This is a genomic window from Myxococcus sp. AM010 (assembly GCF_013372585.1).
GTDB lineage: Bacteria > Myxococcota > Myxococcia > Myxococcales > Myxococcaceae > Myxococcus > Myxococcus vastator.
In genome coordinates this window covers 53,355-75,365 of record NZ_JABXEO010000017.1, presented here as the reverse complement: position 1 = coordinate 75,365, position 22,011 = coordinate 53,355, and the positions used below count along the sequence as shown (strand labels likewise).

Below are 22,011 nucleotides of genomic sequence, written 5' to 3'. Positions count from 1 at the left end.
GCACCTCAACGAACGGAGGATTTTGTCATGCGTCCTCTCCCCATCGACCAGGGAACCGTGCTCATCATCGGCGCGGCCCGAGGGATTGGCCGGGAGCTTGCCCGGCTGCTTGCGCGTCGCGTTCGGACCCTGGTGCTCGTGGACCGTGAGGCCCAGGCACTGGAGCCCCTGCGCGAGGAGTTGCTGCTGCACTACCCGACGCTGGGCGTGCTCGTCGAATCCTGCGACGTCTGCGACCCCCGGCAGGTGGACGCGCTGCTCGCTTCGCTGGAGACGCAGTTCGTCCGCGTGGACGTGCTGGTGAACAACGCCGCGGAAGGTGACCAGGCGCTGTATGCCCAGGAGGGCTGGGAGCGCGTGGAGGCCATGCTGCGCGCCAACGTCTGGGTGCCCGCGCTGCTGACGCACCGGCTGCTCAAGCCCATGTTGGAGCGGGGGCGGGGCGGTATCCTCAACATCGGCTCCGGCGCGGCGCAGCTCATCCTGCCGGGCTCAGCCACCTTCGCCGCCACCCAGCGCTTCCTGGATGGCTTCACGGAGGCGCTGCGCCTGGAGGTGGAGGGGCAGGGCGTCACGGTGACGCGCGTGGCGCCGGGGCCGCTGTGGGAAGCGGGCATGGAGGGCACGGAGTCCCTGGCGCCGTTCTTCCACCTGTCGCTGGAGCGCTGCGCCCGCGAGGCGCTCGCCGGCTTCGAGCGCGGCGAGGCCCTGGTGTACCCGGGCCTGGGGCACCGGTGGGTGATGCGGCTGCTGCCAATGCTGCCACGCGGGCTCAAGCGGAGCCTGGGGCGGATGGCGCTGCGGGGCCTGCGGCGGGAGGCGTTGCTGCTCCCTGGGCAGGCCCCCAAGACGCTGCCGCTGTCGGGCGAGCCCTCACCCGCGTGACAGGCGTGGCTCGACGCTAGAGGCCAATCTCCGCCAGGCGCGCCTTCACGCGGGTGGCCTTCACGCCGGAGTTGGCCGTGCCGCGCCCTTGCGAGTTGCCGCCCAGGCCGTAGTGGTGCAGCCCCACCACCTGGTGCGAGGACGAGGACAGCACGGGCGAGCCGGACGAGCCGCCCAGCGTGTCCGCGTTGTAGGACAGGTCCGTGGTGCTGTAGTTGGCGTTGAGCACCACGCCCGGCGAGGACTTCTTCGTCGGCGTGCAGCCGCTCGACGTGTAGTAGTCGCAGTTCTGGTGGACCACGTAGATGCTGGAGTTGGTGGCGGCGTTGGCGCTGGCCACCGTCAGCCAGCCGTACACGTCACCCGGGAGCTGGCCGTTGGTGGCCGTGCAGCGCAGCGCCGTCATGTCGTCGCCAGCCCAGGTCCGAATCATCGTGCCGCAGTTGTACCAGACGCGGGCGGAGGAGCTGACGCCGTCCTCGTAGTTGAAGGACGCGCGCGCGCCGGAGGCCTGGGAGCTGCTGCCAACGCAGTGGTTGTTGGTGATGATGACGTCCCGCGACACCAGCCACGCCGTGCAGCGCGAGCCCACCGCCGGAATGGACAGGTAGCCCACCGCGCGTGAGCGCGTGCGCTGCGTGCCGGACAGGGTGGTGGCGCTCACCCAGTTCACCGAGCCCACGATGACGTTGGACTCTTGCGACTGCAGCGGCTCCTGGCCGTCCGCGTTGGGAACGTCGAGAGGTGCTTCGGTACCGCAGGCAGACAGGGCTCCCACCAGGAACAGCGCACGAACGCTCTTCGGGAACATCGGAACACCTCCTCGCGCTGAATTGCGCGGCGAGGCGCCAAGGCACGCGCCGTGCCATGCCAGCACATTGAGCGTCTCCGCTCGGAGCGTTCATCGCGCCGGCATGCGCGACTGGTGCGTCCTTGTCCCGGCAATCCGGTTGTTGATGTAAAGGAATTTCACAATCTCACTGGGGTGGTCAGTGAAATTCGCGATTTGCGAGATTGTCCGGAGGTGACGCGGTCCGGGTCAATCCGTTCCCCAGCCGTTGTCTCCGGCCAGGACAGGCGCTGGAAAAGTACAGGGGCTCAGCCGATGACCATGTCCTCGCGCTCCAGGGTGCCGGAGCCGAAGTCCCGCGAATGGCCCGCCGCGTCGGAGTAGCGCCGGAGGTTGAAGCGGGTGAAGAGCTCGTCGGACTCGCCGGTGGCCATCCACTGGGCCATGCGCTCCGCGACGGCGGGGGCCATCATGAAGCCGTGGCCCACGAAGCCTGACATCTGGAGCAGGTTGTCCAGGCCCGGGGTGCGCCCCAGAATCGGGTTGTTGTCCGGCGTCACGTCGTAGCAGCCGGCCCACTGGCGCAGCACCTTCACGTGGCCCACCTGGGGCAGCTGCTCCAGCAGCGCCTGCGAGAAGCGCGACACGAAGCGCAGGGTGCTGCCCATGTTGAGGCCCGCGGGCTCCTTGGCGTCACCCATGCCGCCCACGATCTCACCGCGCATGGACTGGCTGAAGTACAGCCCGCTGTCGAGCACGGACACCAGCGGCGTCAGGAAGGGCTTCAGCGGCTCGGTGCTGAGGATTTCGTGCCGGTGCGGCTCGTTGGGCAGCTTCACGTCCGCCAGCTTCGCCACCTGGGGGCTCCAGGCGCCGGCGGCCAGCACCACGGTGTCGCAGGCGATGTCGCCGCGCGTCGTCTTCACCTTGCGCACCTGGCCGCCGCTCGTTTCAAAGCCGGTGACGTCCGTGTACGTCTCCACGCGGACTCCGCGCTTCTGGCAGCCCTGCGCGTAGCCCCACAGGAAGGGCCAGGGGAAGATGACGCCGTCCTCCGGATTGTAGGACGCGATGAGGCTGTTCTTCATCGTGAGGCCGGGGACGATGCCGCGCGCCTCGTCGGGGGTGATGAGCCGGGTGGGGACGCCGAAGCGGTTGTGCAGCGAGACGTTGCGCTCCAGCCGCTGGGCCACCGGCTTCGTCTTCGCCAGGAAGATGTAGCCCCCCTGGCGCAGCCAGACGTTGATGCCCAGCTCGCGCGCGAAGCCCTTCATCAGCTCGATGGAGCGCTTGGCCAGCTCCACCAGCGAGGGCGTGCCCCACTGCATGCGCACGCCGCCGCCGTTGCGGCCAGACGCGCCCGCGCACAGGTAGCCGCGCTCCAGCACCACCACGTCCGTCTCACCGGCGCGCGCCAGGTTGTACGCCAGCGCCAGGCCCATGATGCCGCCGCCGATGATGACCACCTTCGCCTTCGCGGGCACCGGGCCCTCCGGGCGCAGCGCGGCGGGGAAGGCGTCCACTTCCTGGGGCAGCCCGCCCACGGGCGGCTGGGACTCGTCCACGGGCGCGGAGGCCAGCATCCGCAGCTCGGTGGGGTAGAGCGGCGGGCGCGGCGTGAAGGGCACCACGGCCGCGGGCTTGAGCGCCTTCTCCTTCTCCAGCAGCGCGGCCACCGCCGCCGCGCAGCTCTTGCCCTGGCAGATGCCGGTGCCGAAGCCGGTGTAGCGCTTCACCGACTCCACGTCGCGGAAGCCCCGGGACACCGCGTGACGGATGTCGTCCACGGTGACGTCCTCACAGGAGCAGATCATCGCCTTGCTCATGACAGTCCTCCCACCAGCGCCTGGGCCGCGCGCCGTCCGGCCGCCGCCGCTTCCCGCGCCGTGCCTCCGCCCGTGACGTCCCCCGCCGCGTACACGTCCTGTGCCTGGGTGCGTCCGTCCGCGTCCGTCTCCACCACGAAGAGCCCGCGCTGCGCGTCGAACGGCACCTTCGCGCCGCCCTGCCGCGCCAGCTCGAAGCTGGGGCTGACGGGGACGGAGACCAGCACCGCGTCACACGACACCTTCTCCCGGCCGCCGCCTTTGCGCGTGTAGCTGAAGGCGCTCACGCCGCGCAGGCCATGGGCCTTGGGCTCATCGCCGCGCACCGCCGTGGCATGGGCGCCCGGTGGCGGCGGGTCCCGCAGGTCCACCACCGCCACCACCTTCGTGCCGCGCTCCTGGAGCAGGTTCGCCAGCGCGTGCAGCTCCGCGCCCCAGCCCACCAGGGCCGCCGTCTGGGGCGCCACGTCGTAGCGGCGCAGCAGGAGGCTGGCCGCGCGGCCGGCGTAGACGCCGGGCAAGTCGTTGTTCTCGAAGGGCAGCGTGGGCGGATGGCCGCCGGGCGTGAGCAGGAAGCGCTCCGAGTACACCTTCACCAGGCGCGGCGCGTCCGCCTCCCAGGTGCCCACCGCGAGGAAGCGCCCCGCCTCGTCGTCGTACAGGCCCAGCGCGGTGGCCCGCGTGAGCACGCTGCTGGGTGGGATGCGGTGGACGTCGTCCAGGCTGGGGCCGCCGGCCTCCGGCGCGCCGTTCGCGAGCCGGCCCCCGAGCGCGTCGTCCCGCTCAATCAGGAGGAAGCCCACGTCCCGCTCGGTGAGCACGCGCGCCGCCGCCAGGCCCGCCGCGCCGCCGCCCACCACCGCCACGCGGGTGCGCACCGTGCGCGCGGGCGCCGTCACCGGCGCGGGCGTCTTGGGCAAGAGGCCCAGCCCCGCGAGCTGCCGCGCCACCTTGGCCATCACCTGCTCGGCCACCGGCACGCCGGCGAACATCTCGTGGTGGTCCATGCCCTTGGGGAAGGCCCAGTCGATGCTCTCGAAGATGTCCACCTTCGCGGAGGGGTAGGCGTTCTGCCGCTCCAGCTTCATGCCGTCCCGCGCGGGCGTGCGGCACGCGTAGACGTTGGGCACGCCGTCCACCCGCATCAGGCAATGCGAGCAGGCCCCGGCGAAGCAGTAGGGGCCTCGCGGCCGGTGGTACTTGATGGAGCGGGCGAGCAGCGGCTCACCCGCGGCAATCAGCGAGCACGCCACCGGCTCACCTTCGATGGCGGGGAGGCTCTCGCCCTCGAGGTCCACGGTGATGGCCCGGCCGCGCGGCGGTACGTCGGGAAGGCGTCGCATATGGGTGCGCGCAAAATGGCTTAGGCGGACCGGGCGGTCAAAGCCTCTGACGGCATGACGCGCAATGCCCAACACGCCTGGCTGACAGGCGCGGTGATGGCGCGCCCGAGCCTGGCTAAGGCGCACACCGTAAAACGAGCGGGGACCGTCCCGGGCGTGGGGCGCCCGGGACAGTCCCCGTGAAGGCTCGCGTCGGTGCGTGACGCGCCGGGCAAAGCACCCGGCAATCCCTGTCAGACGGGCTGCTCGCTGGACGGGATGATGGGCTCGGGCATGCCCTGCGGCCGGTGCCCGAAGCGGGTGCGGACCACCGCGCCCAGGGCCATCAGCCCGACCAGCGTGGTGAGGATGGGGCCGAAGATGGGGAGCGCGCCCACCACCATCAGCACCAGCAGCCCCAGGGCCAGCACCACCGCCTGCGTCTTCCGGCCGCGGAGGATGGGCAGCCTCGTGCCCAGCTCGCTCGCCACCGCCGCGTAGCCGAGCGCCGCCGCCAAGGGGGCCGCCATCCACAGCACCAGCGCCACCGGGATGCCGATGATGGTGATGCACAGCACCACCGTGAGGGGAAGCATCGCCAGCAGTCCCACGAAGCCGGTGAGCCCTGTCTGCACCGGCTTGCGGCGCACCTCCTCACCCAACTGCTTCATGCGCGCGGGGAAGAACATCTGTCCCAGGAAGCCGAGCCCGAAGAGCACCGCGAAGGTGAGGATGAAGCCCGCCAGGCCCGCGCCGTCATCGTCGCGGTCCCTCCGGTCTTCGTCAGGGTCCTTGGCTTCCTTCACGCCCTTCTTGATTTCGCTGGCCACCATGCGGCCAATGCCCGCGCCGCCGAAGGACTCGATGCTGCCCTCCACCCGGGCGTCGTCGTCGCGCTCCACGGAGCCGCCAAAGGCAGACACGTCGCCTTCCACGTGGGCGTCCGGCCCCAGGATGACGTTGCCGCCGAAGGCGTGGGCGTCCCCGTCCACGCGGCCGTGGACCTCCAGGTTGCCGCCGAAGGCGACCGCGTCATCCCTGACGTGGCCGTTGACCACCAGGTTGCCGCCGTACACCACGGCGCTCTCCACCGCCTGGCCTTCCTTCACCTCCAGGCTCTGTCCGCGCGCCACCACGTTGCGGCTGCCGTTGCGGCGCATCGTGCGCCGCACCTCGTCGCGGGCCCGCTTCATCTCGTCCCGGGCGCGCTTCATTTCCTCCCGCGTCTCCTCGGAGAACGCGTCCGGGAGGTCGGGAATCGGAGGGATGGGCGGTGCCGCCATCACGGGCGGGGCCTCCGGCGCGGGCGGAGCGCTGGGCGCGGTTGGAGCCTCCGGCGCGGCGGGCGCGACGTGGGCGTTGGCCGCACCCGATTCGGCGGCGTGCTTCTCCTGCGCCGTCATGGGTCGCAGCGTGAAGATGGTGCCGTCCTGGTCCAGCCGCAGCGAGTAGGCGCGGGCCACGGTGCGCAGGGCCTGGTTCGCCGTGACGTGGCGGACGTGGACCTCGGCGGGCACGTCCAGGTCACCGGTGACGACCAGGTTGAGGCCGCCCTTGTCGGCGATCGTCTTGAGGGCGTCGCGCAGGGTGCCGCGGAAGCTGATGTCGACGGTGCTCGCGGCGGGCGCCGTCACGCCGGCCTGGGGCGCCGTGTCCTGGGCAAGCGCCAGGGGGGCGCCGAGCAGCAGAGCGGGGAAGAGGATTCGAGAGAGGATCTTCATGGTTCGCTCACGCTTCGGAAGGAGAGGGACCGGTGCCGACGAGCCGCTTGAGGCCGTACAGTGACGTCAGCAGGAGGAAGGCGAGGGAGCAGGCCACCGTCAGGCCCGCGGTGGTCCACAACGCGTTGGCGCCGCTGAGGACGCCTTCGACGAAGGGCCGCCCCTGCACCAGCACGGAGGCCAGCCCGGTTCCCAGCCGGCCGAGCGCCTGGTCGCTCATCACCAGGTAGCCCAGCCCGCCCAGCATCGACGTCAGCAGGATGGCCAGCCCGGACCAGACCTCACGGCGCCGGGGCACGGGCTCGGCGGACACGCGCGCCATGACGCTGGCCACCAGGGTGGGCGGAGGGAGGGGGTCCGCCAGCCGGTACAGGTCCTGCTCCATCAGCCGGTGCTCTTCCAGGACGGCGGCGCAGGCGGCGCACTCGGCGGCGTGGTCCAGCGCGGGCCCTTCACCGGCTTCCAGCTCCGTGAAGAGGACTTCGAGGTCCGGACACAGGTGGGGATTCATCGCGGCGCCTCCTCCGTGGTCATCTTCTTGCGCAGCTTCTCACGAGCCCGGAAGAGCCGGGCCATGATGGTTCCAGGCGCACAGCCCATGATCTGGGCGATCTCCTTCGTCGTGCGCTTCTGGACGTAATAGAGGGCGAGCACCTCCCGGTCGTCGACGGACAGGGTGGCCATGGCCTCCTCCAGCGACTGCCGCTCCTCGCGGGCGATGGCGCCATCCTCCTGCGACGCCTCGCCGCTGGGGATCAGCTCCTTCATGGGCTCCAGCTCCTCGGTGCGCACCTTGGTGCGGCGGCGGAGCAGGTCCAGGCAGAGGTTGCGGGTGATGGCGAGCACCCACAGGTCGAACGGGCGCGCGTCGTCGTAGCGGTGGAGGTTCTGGTAGGCGCGAAGCAGCGCTTCCTGCGCCACCTCCGCGGCCTCGGCCTCGCGCTGGAGCAGCCGCAGCGCCAGGCCGTAGACGGGGCGCTGCACGCTGCGAACCAGGGCCTCGAAGGCGGACGGGTCGCCTCGTCGGGCGGCCTGCACGTCCGCTTTCCAGGGAAGCGGCGGGGCTTCCTCAGCCATCAGCATCCCGATGGCATGGGCGAGCGTCCCGGGAGCGTCGTCGAGGGCAAGAGCGTTCACGCCTTGTCCTACGGCGCGCCCGTCCGCCCATTGCATCCGGGCGAGACATCTCTATTTCTTCCGTGATTTCGCGGGTTTGGATTTCTGGGCGCGCTGGGCCGCGGTCTCAGCGCGGGCCGTCTCACGGGCGTCCTTGCGCTGGCGCTGGCGCTCGCGGAAGCCCACGGGCGTGGCGGGCTCCTCCGGGGCCGCGGGCCTGGCCTCGGGGGCCTTGGCGGCCAGGGTGCGGGCGCGGCCCGAGGTGGGCTCCAGGAGCTCCGGTTCCCGGGGACCGGTGCGGCGGCGGCCGGGCGCGCCAGCAGCGCCCCGGGCATCGCGGTTTCCAGCGGGCGCGCGCGTGTCGCGGTCTCCGGACGAGCGGCGGCGGGGCTCCGCGCCACGGCTTCCGGCGCGTGCGCCGTCCGTGTCACGGCGGGGCGGGCCCCGGCGGCTGGAGGGCTCGTGCGCGGCGGCGGCGGCTTCGGCCTCCACCAGCTTCGGCCGCTGCGAGGCGCGGATGGTCTCCGCGCTGTCCTCCGCGTAGTCGAAGTGGAACAGCCGCTTGACGACCAGGGTGGCGTAGGCGCCAGGCGGCAGGGTGAAGGCGATGTTGACCTTGATGTCGTCGCGGCTGAGCTCGTCCACCTGCGTGCGGCCCACGACGAGCTTGTGCGGGAACGACAGCAGGGGCCGCTCCTCGTGCTTGAAGTAGAGCCTGCGCTCGGCGCCGGGGACCTGCAGGTCCGACAGCTGGAGCTTCTCGCGGCCCAGCACCCAGCGCACGGCCTCCTCCACCTTCGGATCGCTGAACGTCGAGTTCGGCGCGAGCAGGGGGAAGGTGGCGTCGCGCAGCGTGCGGAGCACCTCCGGGCTGGCGTCGCGGTGGAACAGCAGCGTGCCGGCCTGGTAGCGCATGGGGAAGAGGTGCTCGCGCGGCAGCATGAGTTGGAGGTAGCGCCGCACGCCCTCGTTCCAGAGGAAGCTCTGGAAGGTGAAGATGAGCATCGCGCGGTAGTCCGCGTCGATCTGCATGAAGGCGCGCAGGTAGTCACCCGGCTGGTCGCGCAGGGACTTGAGGACGCGGTGGTACTTGCGCGTGCCCTCATACGGGACGCGCGCGTCCCAGCGGCCCCAGTTCTCCCTCCAGAAGGCCTTGATCTTGGCGTCCTCCGTCCGGTCCAGCTCGGACGGCTTGGCCATGTAGTTGTGCAGCGCGGCCTCGAAGTCGCCCCGGATGAGGTCCTTGGCGATGAAGCCCTGGCCGTGCTTCAGCGAGCCGAAGCGCTGGCTGTCGAAGTAGTTGATGACGCCCAGGCGGTTGACCTCGGCGGTGGCCACGTTGAGGGGCCCCAGCGACGCGGGCTGAAGCGAGCGCACCGTGACGGAGAAGCGGTTGGAGGTGATGTTGGCGGCGGACAGTGGCTTGTCCGTGCGGCCCAGGTACTTCAGCCGCAGGTCAGGCTCCTGCATGTCCACGTCGGTGCCGTCCACCGCGATGATCTGCTCGGTCCGGCCCTGCTTGTCCTTGAGGCCGCAGTAGCTGATGGCGCCGGGCTTGAGCCCGAACGCATCCCGCAGCCGCGTCACCGCGTCGAAGGTGGACAGCTTCTGCTTGTCCATCAGGTAGACGCGGTGACGTCCCGAGTCGACTTCGTCGAAACGGTATGACTCCTTGACGGAGAAGTCCTCGGGCTTTTGTTTGATTCGCACGGCGCCCCCTTACCAGCGCGGCGCCCCGGAATGAAGCATCTGCGCCAGAAAGGGGATAACGTGACTTCTCATGCGAATCCTTCCCCTGCTGCTCCTGGCCCTGGCCCCAGGGTGTGCCTCCACGCTGTCCACGCAGCAGACCGCCCGGACGCTGGCGCCGGGGCAGGTGCAGGTGACGGGCGGGGCGGGGTTCTTCATCCCGGTCGGCACGCTGGTCCGGGTGGTGGACGCCGGCAAGCGTGAGGGCGAGGCGGCCCGGGACGCGGTGGAGAATGACCGCCCCTACACGCTGAGCGAGGAGGCGCAGCAGGAGCTGCTGACGGCGGGCGTGGCGCTGATGGTGGCCCCGCCGGGCGTCAATCCGGAGCTGATGGTCCGGGTGGGCGTGGTGGACCGGCTGGACGTGGGCCTGCGCTACAGCGGCATCTCCCTGCGCGGGGACCTGAAGTTCCAGCTGGCCCATGGCGGGGATGAGGTGGGCCGCTACCTGGAGCTGGGGCAGCGCTCCTACGACATGTCGCTGGGGGTGGGGGTGTCCCGGCACTTCTTCAGCAGCCCGGTCCTGGACGTGCTGGAGGTGGTGGAGATGGGCGAATTCAGCCGCTACGACGTGGAGGTGCCCCTGTACCTGAGCGCGGACTGGGGGGACGTCTTCAAGCTCTACGCGGCGCCCAAGTACATCTACAGCCGGACCCGGCTGGACGCCCGGTTGGTGGACTACGCCCAGCAGGGGAAGCCGGTGTCGGGCTTCGACGCGACGCTCCCCGCCTCGGTGGGCAGCCACTTCGTGGGCTCCACGCTGGGCATCGCCGTGGGCTACCGGTACGTCCACCTCTTCGCCGAGGTGACGGGGGGCTACTTCCGGAGCAGGCCCCAGCTCTTCGGGATGAAGCGGGACCTGGGCGGGGTGACGGTGATGCCGTCGGTGGGGCTGGCCATCCGGATGGGCGGCTCGGACCGGAAGCCGACGGCTGGTCGCTGACCAGGCGTGCAGTGGTGATTCCGAGCGTTCCCCGGTGACGATGGGCTCTGGTAGTGTCCGGGCCGGTGAGGATTTCCGCGTGAGCCAGTCCCCCGTCCCCTTCGCACCCAAACCCGGGCAGCTTCGTGGCCCCCGTCTGACAGGGCGCTTCGCGGATGGCACGCTCGGAGAGTTTCCCCTGGGGCCGGCGACGTCCCTGGGCCGGCATCCGTCCAACACGCTGCGGCTGGTGGACCGGGAGGTCTCCAAGGAGCACGCGGTCATCGAGCGCGTGGGCAAGGACTTCCTCCTCAAGGACCTGGGCTCGTCCAACGGCACCTTCGTGAATGGCCGCCGGGTGAAGGAGCTCAAGCTGCGCGACGGGGACGAAATCTCCCTGGGCGCCTCGCGGCTCATCTTCCACAGCGGCGAGCCGGTGGCGCCGGCCACCCTGCCCACCGCGCCGGGCGTGACGGTGGTGGCGCAGTCCATCTCCATGCCGGCCTTCCTGGCGCAGATGGACCAGGTGCCGCAGAACTTCCGACCCGCCGAGCAGGTGACGGACGTGGAGGCGCTGCGCCGCGACTACGAGAAGCTGCGCATCGCCCATGAGTTCCACCGGCAGGTGAGCCTGCAGGGCAGCCAGACGGGGCTCTTCGAGCAGATCCTCAAGGTGGCCTTCCAGTTGCTGGCCGCGGACCACGGCGTCATCCTGAAGGTGGCCGCGGACGGCGAGTTCATCCCGTCGGCGGTGCACCACCGCTCCGACAAGGCCGTCAACGTCATGCTGTCCGACACCGTGCTCAAGCGCGTGGTGGAGACGGGCAAGGCGGTGCTGACGGCGGACGCCATCATCGACGAGCGCTTCTCCGCGGCGGAGAGCATCGTCGCGCAGGGCATCCGGTCCGCCATGGCGGTGCCGCTGAAGGTGAACGGGAAGATTCAAGCGGTGCTCTTCCTGGACAGCCGGCAGCAGATCAACGCCTTCTCGGAGAAGGATTTGACCATCCTCTCCGGCATCGCCTCGCAGGCGAGCATCGCGCTGGAGAACGCGGCGCTGGCCGAGCAGATTCGCGCCGAGGCCGTGACGCGCGCGGAGCTCAGCCGCTTCCTGTCCAAGGCCGTCGCCGACGCGGTGATCGCCGGCGAGACGGAAGACCTGGCGCAGAGCCGGCTGGCGGAGGTGAGCTGCCTGTTCGCCGACATCCGCGGGTTCACCACCATCTCGGAGAACGACTCTCCGCAAGAGGTGGTGGACATGCTCAACGCCTTCTTCACCGCCATGGCCGGGGTGGTGTTCCGCCACGAGGGGAACCTGGACAAGTTCATTGGGGACTGTGTCATGGCCGTCTGGGGGCCGCCGTTGTCGCACCCGGATGACGCCGCCCGCGCGCTGCGGGCCGCCCTGGAGATGCAGGACGCCGTGCAGGAGCTGAACCGCCGCCGCGTGGACGCGGGCAAGCAGCCCATCGAGGTCGGCGTCGGGGTGAACACCGGGCAGGCCGTTGTCGGCTACATGGGCAGCGCCGAACGCCATGAGTTCACCGCCATTGGCGACACGGTGAACACGGCCTCGCGCCTGTGTGGCATGGCGAAGAGCGGTGAGGTGCTGGCCTCCGAGTCCACGGTGCGCAAGGCGGGCGCCGGCTTCGACGTGGAGGGGCTGCCGGCCCTCCAGGTGAAGGGCAAGGAGAAGGCCGTGCCGACCTACCGCGTCCACGGGCTGGAATACACCACCGCCGCCTCCTCACGCCGCGCATGAGCCCGACGACGCAGGCCTGCCCCAACTGCGGCCATCCCCACGACATCCGCGTCTACGTGAGCGGCCAGCGTGTCCAGTGCCGCTGCGGCATCCGGTTCGAGGCCCGCCGGGGTGACGTGGCCGCCGAGGTGGCGCGCAACACGATGGTGCCCACCGGCAGCGGCCTCCAGGAGCGGCGTCCACCGGCCCATGGGACCTCCGGCGCGGTGACGGTGGTGCCCCACGCGGAGCCGGCGCCGGGCATCGACATTTCGCTCTCGCGCGTTTCGGAGCCCGTGGGCTCCGGGCCCCACGGCGGCGTGAATGGGCCGCCGGGCGTGGTGGCGCAGGAGAGCAGCGGGGTGGCCATGCCGTCTAGCAAAGGGAGCTCGGACGCGCCGGTGGACCCGACGCTGGTGCGCTCGTCCGCGAAGACGGGCTCGGGCAGCGCGCGCTCGGACCTGAACGGGCACGAGGACAGCACCTTCGTGGGGGGCGGCAAGGTGGACCTGCCGGGGTTCGAGCTGCTGGAGATGCTCGGGCGCGGCGGCATGGGTGAGGTGTGGCTGGCGCGGCAGCAGTCGCTGGGGCGCACGGTGGCGGTGAAGCTGCTGCCGCCGCGGCTGGCGAAGGACCCGGAGTTCGTCACGCGCTTCGAGAAGGAAGCCACGGCGCTGGCGGCGCTCAACCACCCGCACATCATCCAGATCATCGACCGGGGCGTGGCGGGCGAGCACTACTACTTCGTCATGGAGTACGTGGAGGGCCGCTCGCTGCGCGAGGCGATGTCGGCCGGGCTCACGCCGGAGAAGGGCATCAAGCTCCTCCTGGCGGTGGCGCGCGCCATCGAGTGCGCGCACGACAAGGGCATCATCCACCGCGACCTGAAGCCGGAGAACATCCTGCTGGACGGGCGTGGGCACGTGAAGGTGGCGGACTTCGGCCTCGCGGGCATCCGCGCGCCGGACTCACGCCTGCAGCTCACCGCGACGTCGGTGGCCATGGGCACGCTGAACTACATGGCGCCCGAGCAGCGCCGCGACGCGAAGAACGTGGACGGCCGCGCGGACCTCTTCTCGTTGGGCGTCATCCTCTATGAGGTGCTCACCGGAGAGCTGCCGCTGGGCCGCTTCAAGCTGCCCTCCGCGAGGGTGCCCGGGCTGGATTCGCGCGTGGACCCGGTGGTGGACCGCCTGCTGGAGCAGGACCCGGCCGCGCGTTATCAGAAGGCCGGTGAGCTGTGCGCCGCGCTGGAGGCGATGACGGCCACCAGCTCCGCGCCGGGCATTCCCCAGGGCGAGCTGGACGGGCGCCTGGTGCCCGCGGCCGCGCGGTCGGTGCGGCCGGCGCGGCAGACCGCGCTGTCGCGTCAGCTCCGTTCAGGCTGGCGGCGCGTGCGCGGTGGCCTGTCGGTGGTGGGCGGACTGGCGCTGCTGGGCTTCGCGGTCCGGTGGTTCGTGGGGCCGGTGAGCCTCCACCTGGGCGAGGACCAGGGCGTCATCATCGGCACGAAGGGGGTCCGGGTGAAGCCCGGCAACCAGGTGCTGCCGCCGAACACCTACGGCGAGGTCTTCTCCACGCTCTCCTTCGCGGCGCCCGCCAAGGCCGGGGGCACCTCGCGCCTGGAGCTGGGCTTCAACGAGGGAAACGAGGAGATCAACGTCCACAGCGGCCAATGGCGGCTGGTGGATGGGGAACTCCAGGCCCTGCAGGCGGGCAAGGAGACCAACGGGCGGCGGCTGGTTCCGCGCGCGTACATCGCGCAGCGCTACTTCTCCTCCAACGAGTTCACGGCCGAGGTGCTGATGGACGTGGCGGCGCTGGGACAGGAGTACGCGCAGGACGCGGACGCGCAGCACTACGGCGAGCTGGCGTTCCGCATCAAGGACCTGCAGGTCTCCGCGTTCGCCATTCCGGACGTAGGCATGCGGCTGTCGTGGCGCTACTTCATGCCGGACGGGCGTGAGGTGGTGGGCAACAGCGCGCAGGACACGGAGGCGCTCGTCGAGGACGAGATGCCGCTGCCGGCCCACGGCCCCTACCAGGTGCGGCTGCAGCTGCGCCGGAACAGCTCGGGCGTGCTGGTGGAGGCGTTCCTCAACAATGAGCGCTTCGCCCGCAAGCTGCTGGTGGGCCTGGAGGACCGGGTGGGCAAGGTGGCCCTGGGCTGCCGCAACCTCTCCTGCTCGTTCGATGACCTGAAGGTCCGAGGGCACCTGATGCCCCGGCCCGTCCGCCGCGTCGCCGCCAGCCCCGAATAGCAGCCCACACGGGCAGGCGGAGGCTTGCGCGGACGCCGCGTCATCCCCACCTTGCGCTCGGCAGGCTTCGCCACGCGGGTGGCCATGCCCAAGCCTGCAGGGGGACGCGATGGAGCTATGGCGCATGGCGCTGGCGCCGGTCTACGCGGCGTGCCTGTTGGGGTTGTTGGTGGCGGCCTTCGCCTACGGGCGCAAGGACGCGGCGCCGCGTCCCTACCGCGTGCCCTTGTTGTGGTTTGGACTTCTGGCGGGGGCGTCGCTCGTCGTGCTGCGGCACGTCCAGGGGACCGGGGCGGTGCTGGCCTCGGAGACGGCCGTGAAGGCCCTGGGCTCTGTCCTGCTGGTGCTGGCCGCGGGGTTGGCGCTGCGGGGCGCCTGGGCACGGACGCGCGCCAAGGTGCTGCGGGGCTCGGCGCCGGTGCCGTTGGAAGAAGCCGTGGCGGCCCTGCGCGCCGGAGCGTCGCCGGGCTGGGGCGTCTACCACGGCGTCCTGGACGCGGAGTCGACGTTGACGTCGCCCGGCGGCGTGCCGTGTGCCTTCTTCGACGCGGAGGTGCGCGAGGTGGCGGCGGACGGCCAGCGCGGGGCGCTGCTGTCTCGTGAGCGCGCGTATGCGCCGGTGCTGGCGCTGCGGGGCCAGCGCGTCAGCGCCTCCGTGTCGTTTTCGCCCGCGTCGCTGATGGCCCCGGTGGAGGTCCGCCGGTGCAAGGCGCTGCCAGGCACGGTGCCCGCGTCCTGGTATCAGACGGCGCATCCTGGGGCGGCGAACGCTCCTCCCACCGGCGCCGCCGAACCCGAGGCCCTGTCCTGGGAGCGCGTGGGCGCGGTGGGCGAAGCCTGCCTCGTGGTGGGCGAGCTCCGCCGAGGCCCTGTCGAGGGCAGCTACGTCCTGGGCGGCCGGGAGGGAGGCCCCGCGCTGGTGGTGCTGGGGCCGCAGGCGCCGGCCACCCGTGAGACGCTGGCGCGCCGGGCCTGGCGGCACTTCGCCGCGGCCGGGGTGTTGTCCATGGCCGCGGCCGTCGTCCTGTCACGGGCGCTGTGAGGCGCGCTCAGTCGGCCCGGGTGTTCCCGGTGCCGCGTGTGGTGGAGAACACGAGCTGTTCCTCGCTGTCCGCCACCCGCACCGTGAGGGTCCGCTCCATGCCCGCGAGGCCCAGCGGCGTGGTCTGCGCCAGGTCCGCGAGCAGCGAGCCCGCGGCGCGCAGGTGGAAGCCGGTGGTCCACATGCCCTCCAGCTCGCCGAACACGGTGCGCAGCTCGTCCGGGGCCTTGCGCTCGTCAATGGCGCGGCGCAGGCGCACCATGCCGCTCACGAAGCTCCGGCACCGCGTGAGCGTGTTGGGGTTCTTCGAGATGACCTCCGCGAAGCTGAAGTTGCCGCCGCCCGGACGCCACTCGCTCTCGATGAGCTGCAGGTCCTTGCCCAACTCGCGCACCGTGGGGTCCTTCTGGAAATACCATTTGGCGATCTGCGCCGCGCGGCTGGGCGACAGGTCACTCAGCATGAGGCTGCCTTGCTCCTGCACCTCGCGGAGGTAGGCCTCCCAGATGGGGGCGTAGACGGCGCGCCGGAACTCGGGGGAGGCGCGGGGGAGCTGCTCGCTCCAGGGCAGCGCGCGGGCCAGGGCGCGTGAGAAGCGCGACAGCTCGAGCGTCTGGATGCGGGGCACCAGGGCGCGGAACGAGTCATCCGCCATCTTCAGCTCGAGCCGCGTTTCGATGGGGTGCTTGCCCACGTCCTCCTGCATGACGCTGATGACGCTGGCCGCGTCCTTCGCGTCCAGCACGCCCCAGACGACGGCGTCATCCACCGCCTGCTGCAGGTCCTTGCGCGACAGCTTCTTCTGCCGTCCCCACAGCATCAGGTGCAGGCCGTAGCCGAAGTCGGAGGCGACGGGGGTGGGGGAGAAGCGCGTCATGTCCGCCTTCAGGTCCACCACCCACTGGCCGCGGGTGCCCAGCAGCTTGTCCTCGTAGCCCCGGCGGCCGAGGAACGCCATGCGCCGGGCGCCCTGGAAGTTCTCCTGCGTCACCCAGGACTGCTTGCTGACGTTCTTCGCCTTGAGCAGCTCGAACGAGCCAATCCCCAGGGAGAAGCCGTAGGCCTGCTGGCGCGTGAGCGTGGTGGCGTGGAGGTAGTTGCGCAGCTCGAACTCGCTCTGCTGGGCGGGGAGGCTCTTCATCCACTTCAGCAGCTCCACCAGGTTGCCCTTGAGCAGGGACTCGTGGAAGCGCATCGCGGTGACGTCCTCCACGACGACCTCCATCAGCGTGGAGGCCTCTGACAGGCGCAGGTATTCGTACTCGAAGCCCTCGGCGACCTGCGTGCGGACGGCGTTGTCCAGCGCCTCGGAGACGCGGGCCTTGAAGTCGGCCCAGGCCTGCGGGAGGTTGGCCGGGTCGGCCAGCTGCGGGTCGATGCCCAGCCGCTCCAGCACCTGGCCCAGCACCTTCTTCTGGGTGTCGTCCAGCTTCGCCTTGCTGGCCTTGTCCACCAGGCCGTCCATGAGCTCCACCGCGGTGGCGCCCTTCTTGGCGAGCTCGCGGAGGACGGGTCCCAGCAGCGCCTCCAGCACCTGGCCCAGCTGGGACTTCACCGCCGCCGGGTCCAGCAGCTCCACGGTGATGCCCAGGCCGGCGGAGAGCGCCTGCTCATGGGACTTCACCTTGCGCACGGCGACCTGGATGCGGCCGGCGCGGGGACGGGAGAAGCTGAGCTGGTAGTCGTCGGTGAGGGACACCCGGGCGGCGAGGCCGGCCTTGGCGCTGACCTTCAGCGCGAGCAGCTCGTTGCCGCGCAGGAAGCCCAGGCGGTTGAGGTTGGCGGGGAAGAGGTCCGCCCAGTTGAGCTCCAGCCGCGTGTGGAGCGCGCCGCGGGCCTGCCACGCCACCGCGTCCCCCGTGCCAAGCTTGGCCAGGTCGGTGGCCTGCATCAGCCGCAGCTCGGACAGGTCCGCGCGCACCGCCTCGCGCATGTTCTGCCCCAGCGGGTGCGCGCGGTAGTCGCTGAGCGTGACGGACAGCTCCGACTGGTTCTCGGAGGCGAGGAAGGACAGGCTGGCGCTCACGGCGGCCTTCACGCGCGCGGACACCTGGTAGCGCATCCAGCCCACGTCACTGCCCAGCAGCAGCTGGGGCCGGGGCCCTGACTCGGCGCTCTCCGGGCCCGGCTCGCCGATGATGCCGTTTTCGTCCACGTCACCGGGCGAGTTGAAGTTGCGGATGGAGGCCTCGCCGGTGGTTTCGAAGGAGAGGGTGAGGCCGTGCATGGCCAGCTTGGGCGGAAGGATTTTCTCTTCCGTGAAGGTCCCCTGGGCCAGCGGCACCTTGATGTCCTGGTCCTGCAGCTTCACGTCGGGCACCTTGCCCGCCACGACGTCGGGAAGCTTCTCCAGCAGCTTGTTGACCACTTTCATGCGCATCCCCCTGGGCTGAAGCCTCCTGCTCGGTGGCCGGAGGTCTCTTCGTCGTACGCCGTTGCTCAGCTCGGAACAAGGCGGATACTCGAAAAGCCCGGTGGTCAGCGGAGACCTGCCCTGGAGGGAGGGGTCAGGGCTCGTCGCCCAGGCCGTACTCCTTGAGCTTGCGTGCGAGCGTGTTGCGGCCAATCTCCAGCACGCGGGCCGCGGCGGTGCGGTTGCCCTTCACGGCGTCCAGCACGCGCAGGATGTGGCGGCGTTCGACCTCCGCCAGCGACAGCAGGCCCGCATCCACGGGCGCGGGGGCCTCCGGCGCGTCGGCATCCTGGGCGGCGGCTGGAGGCGGCAGGGCGGCCCGGTCGACGTCGGGCAGGGGCAGGTGCTCTTCGAGAATCTCCCCTTCGCAGAGCACCACGGCGCTCTCGATGCAGTTCTCCAGCTCCCGCACGTTGCCAGGCCAGCGGTAGCGCTTGAGCCGCTCCAACGCGGCGGCGCTGAGGCGGGGCGGCGTCAGCCGGTGCCTCCGGGCGACGGCGGCGACGAAATGGCGGGCGAGCCGCTCGATGTCCTCCGCGCCGCGCTCCCGCAGCGGCGGCAGCACCACCTCGACGACCTTGATGCGGTAGTAGAGGTCCTCGCGGAAGCGGCCCTCGGTCACCATGCGGGCCAGGTCCCGGTGGGTGGCGGCGACGATGCGCACGTCCACCTTCACGGCCTGGGTGCCGCCCACGCGCTCGAACTCACGGTCCTGGAGGACTCGCAGCAGCTTGCCCTGCACGGGCAGGGGCAGCTCGCCAAGCTCGTCGATGAACACCGTGCCGCCACTGGCCGCCTCGAACTTGCCGGGCACGCGGTGGTCCGCGCCGGTGAAGGCGCCGCGCTCGTGGCCGAAGAGCTCGTTTTCGATGAGCGCGGCGGGCAGCGCCGCGCAGTCCACCTTGATGAAGGGCTGGTCCCTGCGGGGGCCGTTCACATGGACGGCGCGGGCGAACAGCTCCTTGCCGCTGCCACTCTCGCCGCGCAGCAGCACCGTCGCGTCGGTGGGCGCGGCCTTGCGCACCAGACGGTAGATGGCCTGGAGCTGCGGGGACTCTCCGATGATGCGGTTGAAGAAGTAGCCCACCGGCACCTGGGGCTGGTCCTTCGCGCGCTGAAGCTCCTGATAGAGGCTGGTGCCCTGGAGGGCGGTGCTCACCTGCGAGGCGATGGCGGTGAGCCGCTGCGTGTCCTCATCGGTGAAGCGATCCGCGCCGCGGCGGTTGAGGACCTGGAGCACGCCGTAGAGGGCGCCGTCCCCGTCGCGCAGCGGCACCGCGAGCAGGCTGGTGGTGCGGTAGCCCGTCATCCGGTCGATGTCCGCGAAGAAGCGCTGCTCGCCGCGCGGGTCCGGCACGTTGATGGCGTGGCCCGCCTCGGCGACGGTGCCGGCGACGCCCTGGCCCAGCTTGACGCGAATCTGGGACACCTCGGGCAGGTGCGCGGCGCGGCTGAACAGCTCGCGGCGGGCCGGGTCCAGCAGCCAGAGGGTCCCGCGGTCCGCCTGCAAGGTGATGGCGATGCGGTCCATCAGCGTCTGGAGGAACGCGTCGAGGTCCACCTCCCTGCCAACGAGTCCTCCGAAGGGGAGGAGGACCAGGGAGACGTCCGAGGAGGCTTGGGGCATGGCGGGCAACGGCGGAAGGACGAAGGCGGAGGCCGCACCATAACATCCGGAGGGCATGGGGCCGCCCTTCTCAGGCCGCGCGGCCCAGCACCAGCCGCTGGCCCTCTCGCGCGGGCTCGCAGACGGGGAAGAGCGCGCGCGCCTGCTCCGCCATGTCCTCGAGCACGTCGTCACCGTGCGCCGGGTCATGGTGGAAGAGGCACAGCCGGCGCGCGCCCACGAGCCCGGCCACGCCCGCCGCGTCCATCATCGTCGAGTGGCCCCAGCCCTTCTTCGACATCCCCTTGCGGCCCTCGTATTCGTCCGGCGTGTACTGCGCGTCCAGGCATAGGACATCCGCGCTCTCGAAGAGCCGCCCCACCTCCGGGGCCAGGTCCTCCACGCGCACCTCCACGTCGGTGGCATAGACGAACGAGTGTCCATCCGCCTCCACGCGGTAGGCCAGACATCCCTGCGGGTGCGGCACGTCGATGGGCGTGACGCGGAAGGGGCCCACCTCCACGGGCCGGGCGTGCAGCGCGGAGCGGAAGTCCATCCGCGAGCGCATGGTGGAGAGCGGCACCGGGAAGTGGGGCGGTTGCATCTGCGCGGCCAGCTCGGACTGGAGCGCCTGGGCCCCATTCGCCCCCGGGCCGTAGAGCGTCAGCTCGGACGTGGGCAGGTATGCCGGCGTGAAGAAGGGGAAGCCCTGCACGTGGTCCCAATGCAGGTGCGAGAAGAAGAGCGTGGCCTTCTGGGGCGCGCCCTCGCGCATCATGACTTCGCCCAGCGCGCGGAGTCCCGTGCCCGCGTCCAGGATGAGCCGGTGGCCCTGGCTGGTGACTTCCACGCAGGCCGTGTTGCCGCCAATGCGCGAGCCCGACACCGCGATGCTCCCCCGAACGCCATGAAACCGGACTTCCATCGTGAGGCTCCTTGAATGGGGGGGCCTCCGCCTGGGACGCCCTCATGCCCAGCGCTTCAGAGCACGGGGTGTGCCATTTCCAAGTGTCTGGAATCAGGAGCGCGAGCCACGGGGGGGCCTACCGGTGCTCCAGAATGGAGCGCGCCTGGCTGGTGCGGGCGATCCAAACTGGTGCTGAGGGCCCCGTGTCTACGCGGTGGCGGCGGGGGCTGGCTGCGGACGGCGGGAGTCGAAGGCCATCAAGATGGCGCCGACGACGAGCGCGGCGTCCGCGACGTTGAAGGCATACCAGGGGTTGAGCGGCCAGAACCCGAAGTCCGCGACGACGAAGTCCGTCACGCTGCCCAGGCGGACGCGGTCAATCAGGTTGCCGATACCGCCGCCGACGAGGCCGAGCGCGACGTGCAGCCGGTAATGGTCCGCGGGCGTCTGGCGGACCAGGTGGATGACCAGGAGGAAGACGGGGATGGCCACCGCGCTGAGGATGAGCTGGGCGTAGGGCAGCGACCGGAACATGCCGAAGGTGATGCCGGTGTTCTCCACGTACTGGAAGCGGAGGACGTCGCCGAAGACGCTCATGCCGAAGGCGCCCAGGGGCTTCACGTGCTCGCGGACCAGGACCTTCGTCCACTGGTCGAGGATGAGGAGCATCGTGGCCAGCCCGCCCACGACCAGGTACTTTCGACGGTCCGGAGTCATTGCGGCGCAGCCTCCTACAATTGCCGGGGCCCGACAACCACCCGGAGTCTCAGTCCGCCTGCCTGGGAAACGAGCGCTTCTGTTCCTCCAGAGGCAGCACCAAGATGGGGGCAGTGTCATCCCGTCTCGTCAGCCGCCCGCGGTGTTCCCGCTGCAACCTGTCGCTGCACCTGTGTCTGTGTGACGAGATCCCCCAGATCCACACACGGACGCGAATCCTCTTCCTGCAACACGTGATGGAGATCGCGAAGAAGAGCAACACCGGTGGTGTGGCCGTGCTGGCGCTGGTGAACTCGAAGCGCATCATCCACGGCGCACCCACGGGGAACTCGGAGCTGGAGCTGCTCTCCGAGCCCGGGACCTGGCTGCTCTATCCGGATGGGCCCGCCGCGCCCCCAGGTGCGCCCCCGCCGCGGCAGCTGGTGGTGCTGGATGCGAGCTGGTCCCAGGCCCGGCGGATGACCCAGCGGCTCCCCCTGCTGCGGACGCTTCCTCGCCTGGCGCTGCCGCCACCGGAGCCCGGCCTGCTTCGGCTCCGCGAGCCCTCGCACCCCTCCGGGATGTCCACCCTGGATGCCGTGGCTCGCGCGGTGGCGGCGCTGGAAGGGCCCGAGGTGGCCTTGCCCCTGGCGCGGCTGGCCGCGCTCCGGGTCCAGCGGATCGCCGAGTGTGGGACCTTGTATTGAGTCCCCCGGGAGCCGCGCTCCGCGCCGTGTCGTCGTGACGGGGCACGCGCTTGAGCGGGTATGGGGCGGCTCAGGATGTCTGTGATTGTGTTGCCGGGGGCTCGCGGCGGCGTCCGCCACCGCGATGTCAGAGGCGTGAGTTAAAGAGAATGCTGCCGCGGATGAGACGCCTTCGTGTACCTCGTGAAAAATCAGGAAAACTTGCACTTGCGGACAAAGTAAAATTCACGTAACGTCTCTGTGACGTCAGCGTAGGCTGGCTCTTCTATTTTCAAGAAGTGATGAGGGGGAGGGTCCCCGGGAGCTT

Annotated in this window: 17 protein-coding genes; 6 read left to right on the top strand and 11 right to left on the bottom strand. The window is 70.7% G+C overall.

Annotated features, from left to right (window positions below):
* Positions 1-27 precede the first annotated feature (27 nt).
* Positions 28-885 (top strand): SDR family oxidoreductase, encoded by an 858-nt coding sequence (locus HV826_RS11575; RefSeq protein WP_176417067.1) that lies wholly within the window; start codon positions 28-30, stop codon positions 883-885.
* Between the two features lie 16 nt (positions 886-901).
* Here the strand turns inward: HV826_RS11575 and HV826_RS11570 are convergent, their stop codons facing one another.
* From HV826_RS11570 to truD, 7 genes are all read right to left on the bottom strand, one after another.
* Positions 902-1,696, bottom strand: coding sequence for a serine protease (locus HV826_RS11570; RefSeq protein ID WP_176417066.1), 795 nt, complete (start codon positions 1,694-1,696; stop codon positions 902-904).
* A 287-nt stretch (positions 1,697-1,983) separates the two neighbouring features.
* Complete coding sequence (locus tag HV826_RS11565; protein WP_176417065.1) at positions 1,984-3,501, bottom strand: FAD-dependent oxidoreductase; 1,518 nt, start codon at positions 3,499-3,501, stop codon at positions 1,984-1,986.
* Positions 3,498-4,844 carry a 2Fe-2S iron-sulfur cluster-binding protein gene (locus tag HV826_RS11560; protein ID WP_176417064.1) on the bottom strand — a complete coding sequence of 449 codons (1,347 nt, stop codon included), beginning with the start codon at positions 4,842-4,844 and terminating at the stop codon, positions 3,498-3,500. The genes HV826_RS11565 and HV826_RS11560 overlap by 4 nt, the downstream gene beginning before the upstream one ends.
* Positions 4,845-5,077: 233 nt before the next feature.
* Entirely contained in the window at positions 5,078-6,544 is a 1,467-nt protein-coding gene (locus HV826_RS11555; protein WP_176417063.1) for a hypothetical protein, read from the bottom strand.
* Between the two features lie 7 nt (positions 6,545-6,551).
* A complete protein-coding gene (locus tag HV826_RS11550) occupies positions 6,552-7,055 on the bottom strand; it encodes a hypothetical protein (RefSeq protein WP_176417062.1) in 504 nt (167 codons plus the stop codon).
* The gene (locus HV826_RS11545) at positions 7,052-7,621 is read right to left on the bottom strand and encodes an RNA polymerase sigma factor (protein WP_255207990.1); all 570 of its coding nucleotides are present in this window, start codon (positions 7,619-7,621) and stop codon (positions 7,052-7,054) included. The genes HV826_RS11550 and HV826_RS11545 overlap by 4 nt, the downstream gene beginning before the upstream one ends.
* A gap of 111 nt (positions 7,622-7,732) precedes the next feature.
* Positions 7,733-9,370 carry a tRNA pseudouridine(13) synthase TruD gene (gene truD / locus HV826_RS11540; RefSeq protein WP_176417060.1) on the bottom strand — a complete coding sequence of 546 codons (1,638 nt, stop codon included), beginning with the start codon at positions 9,368-9,370 and terminating at the stop codon, positions 7,733-7,735.
* A gap of 70 nt (positions 9,371-9,440) precedes the next feature.
* On the opposite strand from truD, the gene HV826_RS11535 reads away from it, so the two are divergent.
* The 4 genes from HV826_RS11535 to HV826_RS11520 all read left to right on the top strand — a co-directional run bounded on the left by HV826_RS11535 (position 9,441) and on the right by HV826_RS11520 (position 15,375).
* Positions 9,441-10,352 carry a hypothetical protein gene (locus tag HV826_RS11535; protein WP_176417059.1) on the top strand — a complete coding sequence of 304 codons (912 nt, stop codon included), beginning with the start codon at positions 9,441-9,443 and terminating at the stop codon, positions 10,350-10,352.
* A 79-nt stretch (positions 10,353-10,431) separates the two neighbouring features.
* The gene (locus HV826_RS11530) at positions 10,432-12,093 is read left to right on the top strand and encodes an adenylate/guanylate cyclase domain-containing protein (protein WP_176417058.1); all 1,662 of its coding nucleotides are present in this window, start codon (positions 10,432-10,434) and stop codon (positions 12,091-12,093) included.
* Positions 12,090-14,333 carry a serine/threonine-protein kinase gene (locus HV826_RS11525; protein ID WP_176417057.1) on the top strand — a complete coding sequence of 748 codons (2,244 nt, stop codon included), beginning with the start codon at positions 12,090-12,092 and terminating at the stop codon, positions 14,331-14,333. Before HV826_RS11530 ends, HV826_RS11525 begins: the two co-directional genes overlap by 4 nt.
* Before the next feature lie 109 nt (positions 14,334-14,442).
* Complete coding sequence (locus HV826_RS11520) at positions 14,443-15,375, top strand: hypothetical protein (RefSeq protein ID WP_176417056.1); 933 nt, start codon at positions 14,443-14,445, stop codon at positions 15,373-15,375.
* 7 nt (positions 15,376-15,382) lie between these two features.
* Here HV826_RS11520 and HV826_RS11515 read toward each other — a convergent pair whose 3' ends face one another.
* From HV826_RS11515 to lspA, 4 genes are all read right to left on the bottom strand, one after another.
* Positions 15,383-17,749 carry a hypothetical protein gene (locus tag HV826_RS11515; protein WP_255217156.1) on the bottom strand — a complete coding sequence of 789 codons (2,367 nt, stop codon included), beginning with the start codon at positions 17,747-17,749 and terminating at the stop codon, positions 15,383-15,385.
* Between the two features lie 133 nt (positions 17,750-17,882).
* Positions 17,883-19,472 (bottom strand): sigma 54-interacting transcriptional regulator, encoded by a 1,590-nt coding sequence (locus tag HV826_RS11510; RefSeq protein ID WP_176417054.1) that lies wholly within the window; start codon positions 19,470-19,472, stop codon positions 17,883-17,885.
* A 13-nt stretch (positions 19,473-19,485) separates the two neighbouring features.
* Positions 19,486-20,319 (bottom strand): MBL fold metallo-hydrolase, encoded by an 834-nt coding sequence (locus HV826_RS11505; protein ID WP_176417053.1) that lies wholly within the window; start codon positions 20,317-20,319, stop codon positions 19,486-19,488.
* Between the two features lie 189 nt (positions 20,320-20,508).
* Positions 20,509-21,018: a signal peptidase II gene (gene lspA / locus HV826_RS11500; protein ID WP_176417052.1), complete on the bottom strand. Its 510-nt coding sequence runs from the start codon at positions 21,016-21,018 to the stop codon at positions 20,509-20,511.
* A gap of 104 nt (positions 21,019-21,122) precedes the next feature.
* On the opposite strand from lspA, the gene HV826_RS11495 reads away from it, so the two are divergent.
* A complete protein-coding gene (locus HV826_RS11495; protein WP_176417051.1) occupies positions 21,123-21,704 on the top strand; it encodes a tRNA-uridine aminocarboxypropyltransferase in 582 nt (193 codons plus the stop codon).
* Positions 21,705-22,011 lie beyond the last annotated feature (307 nt).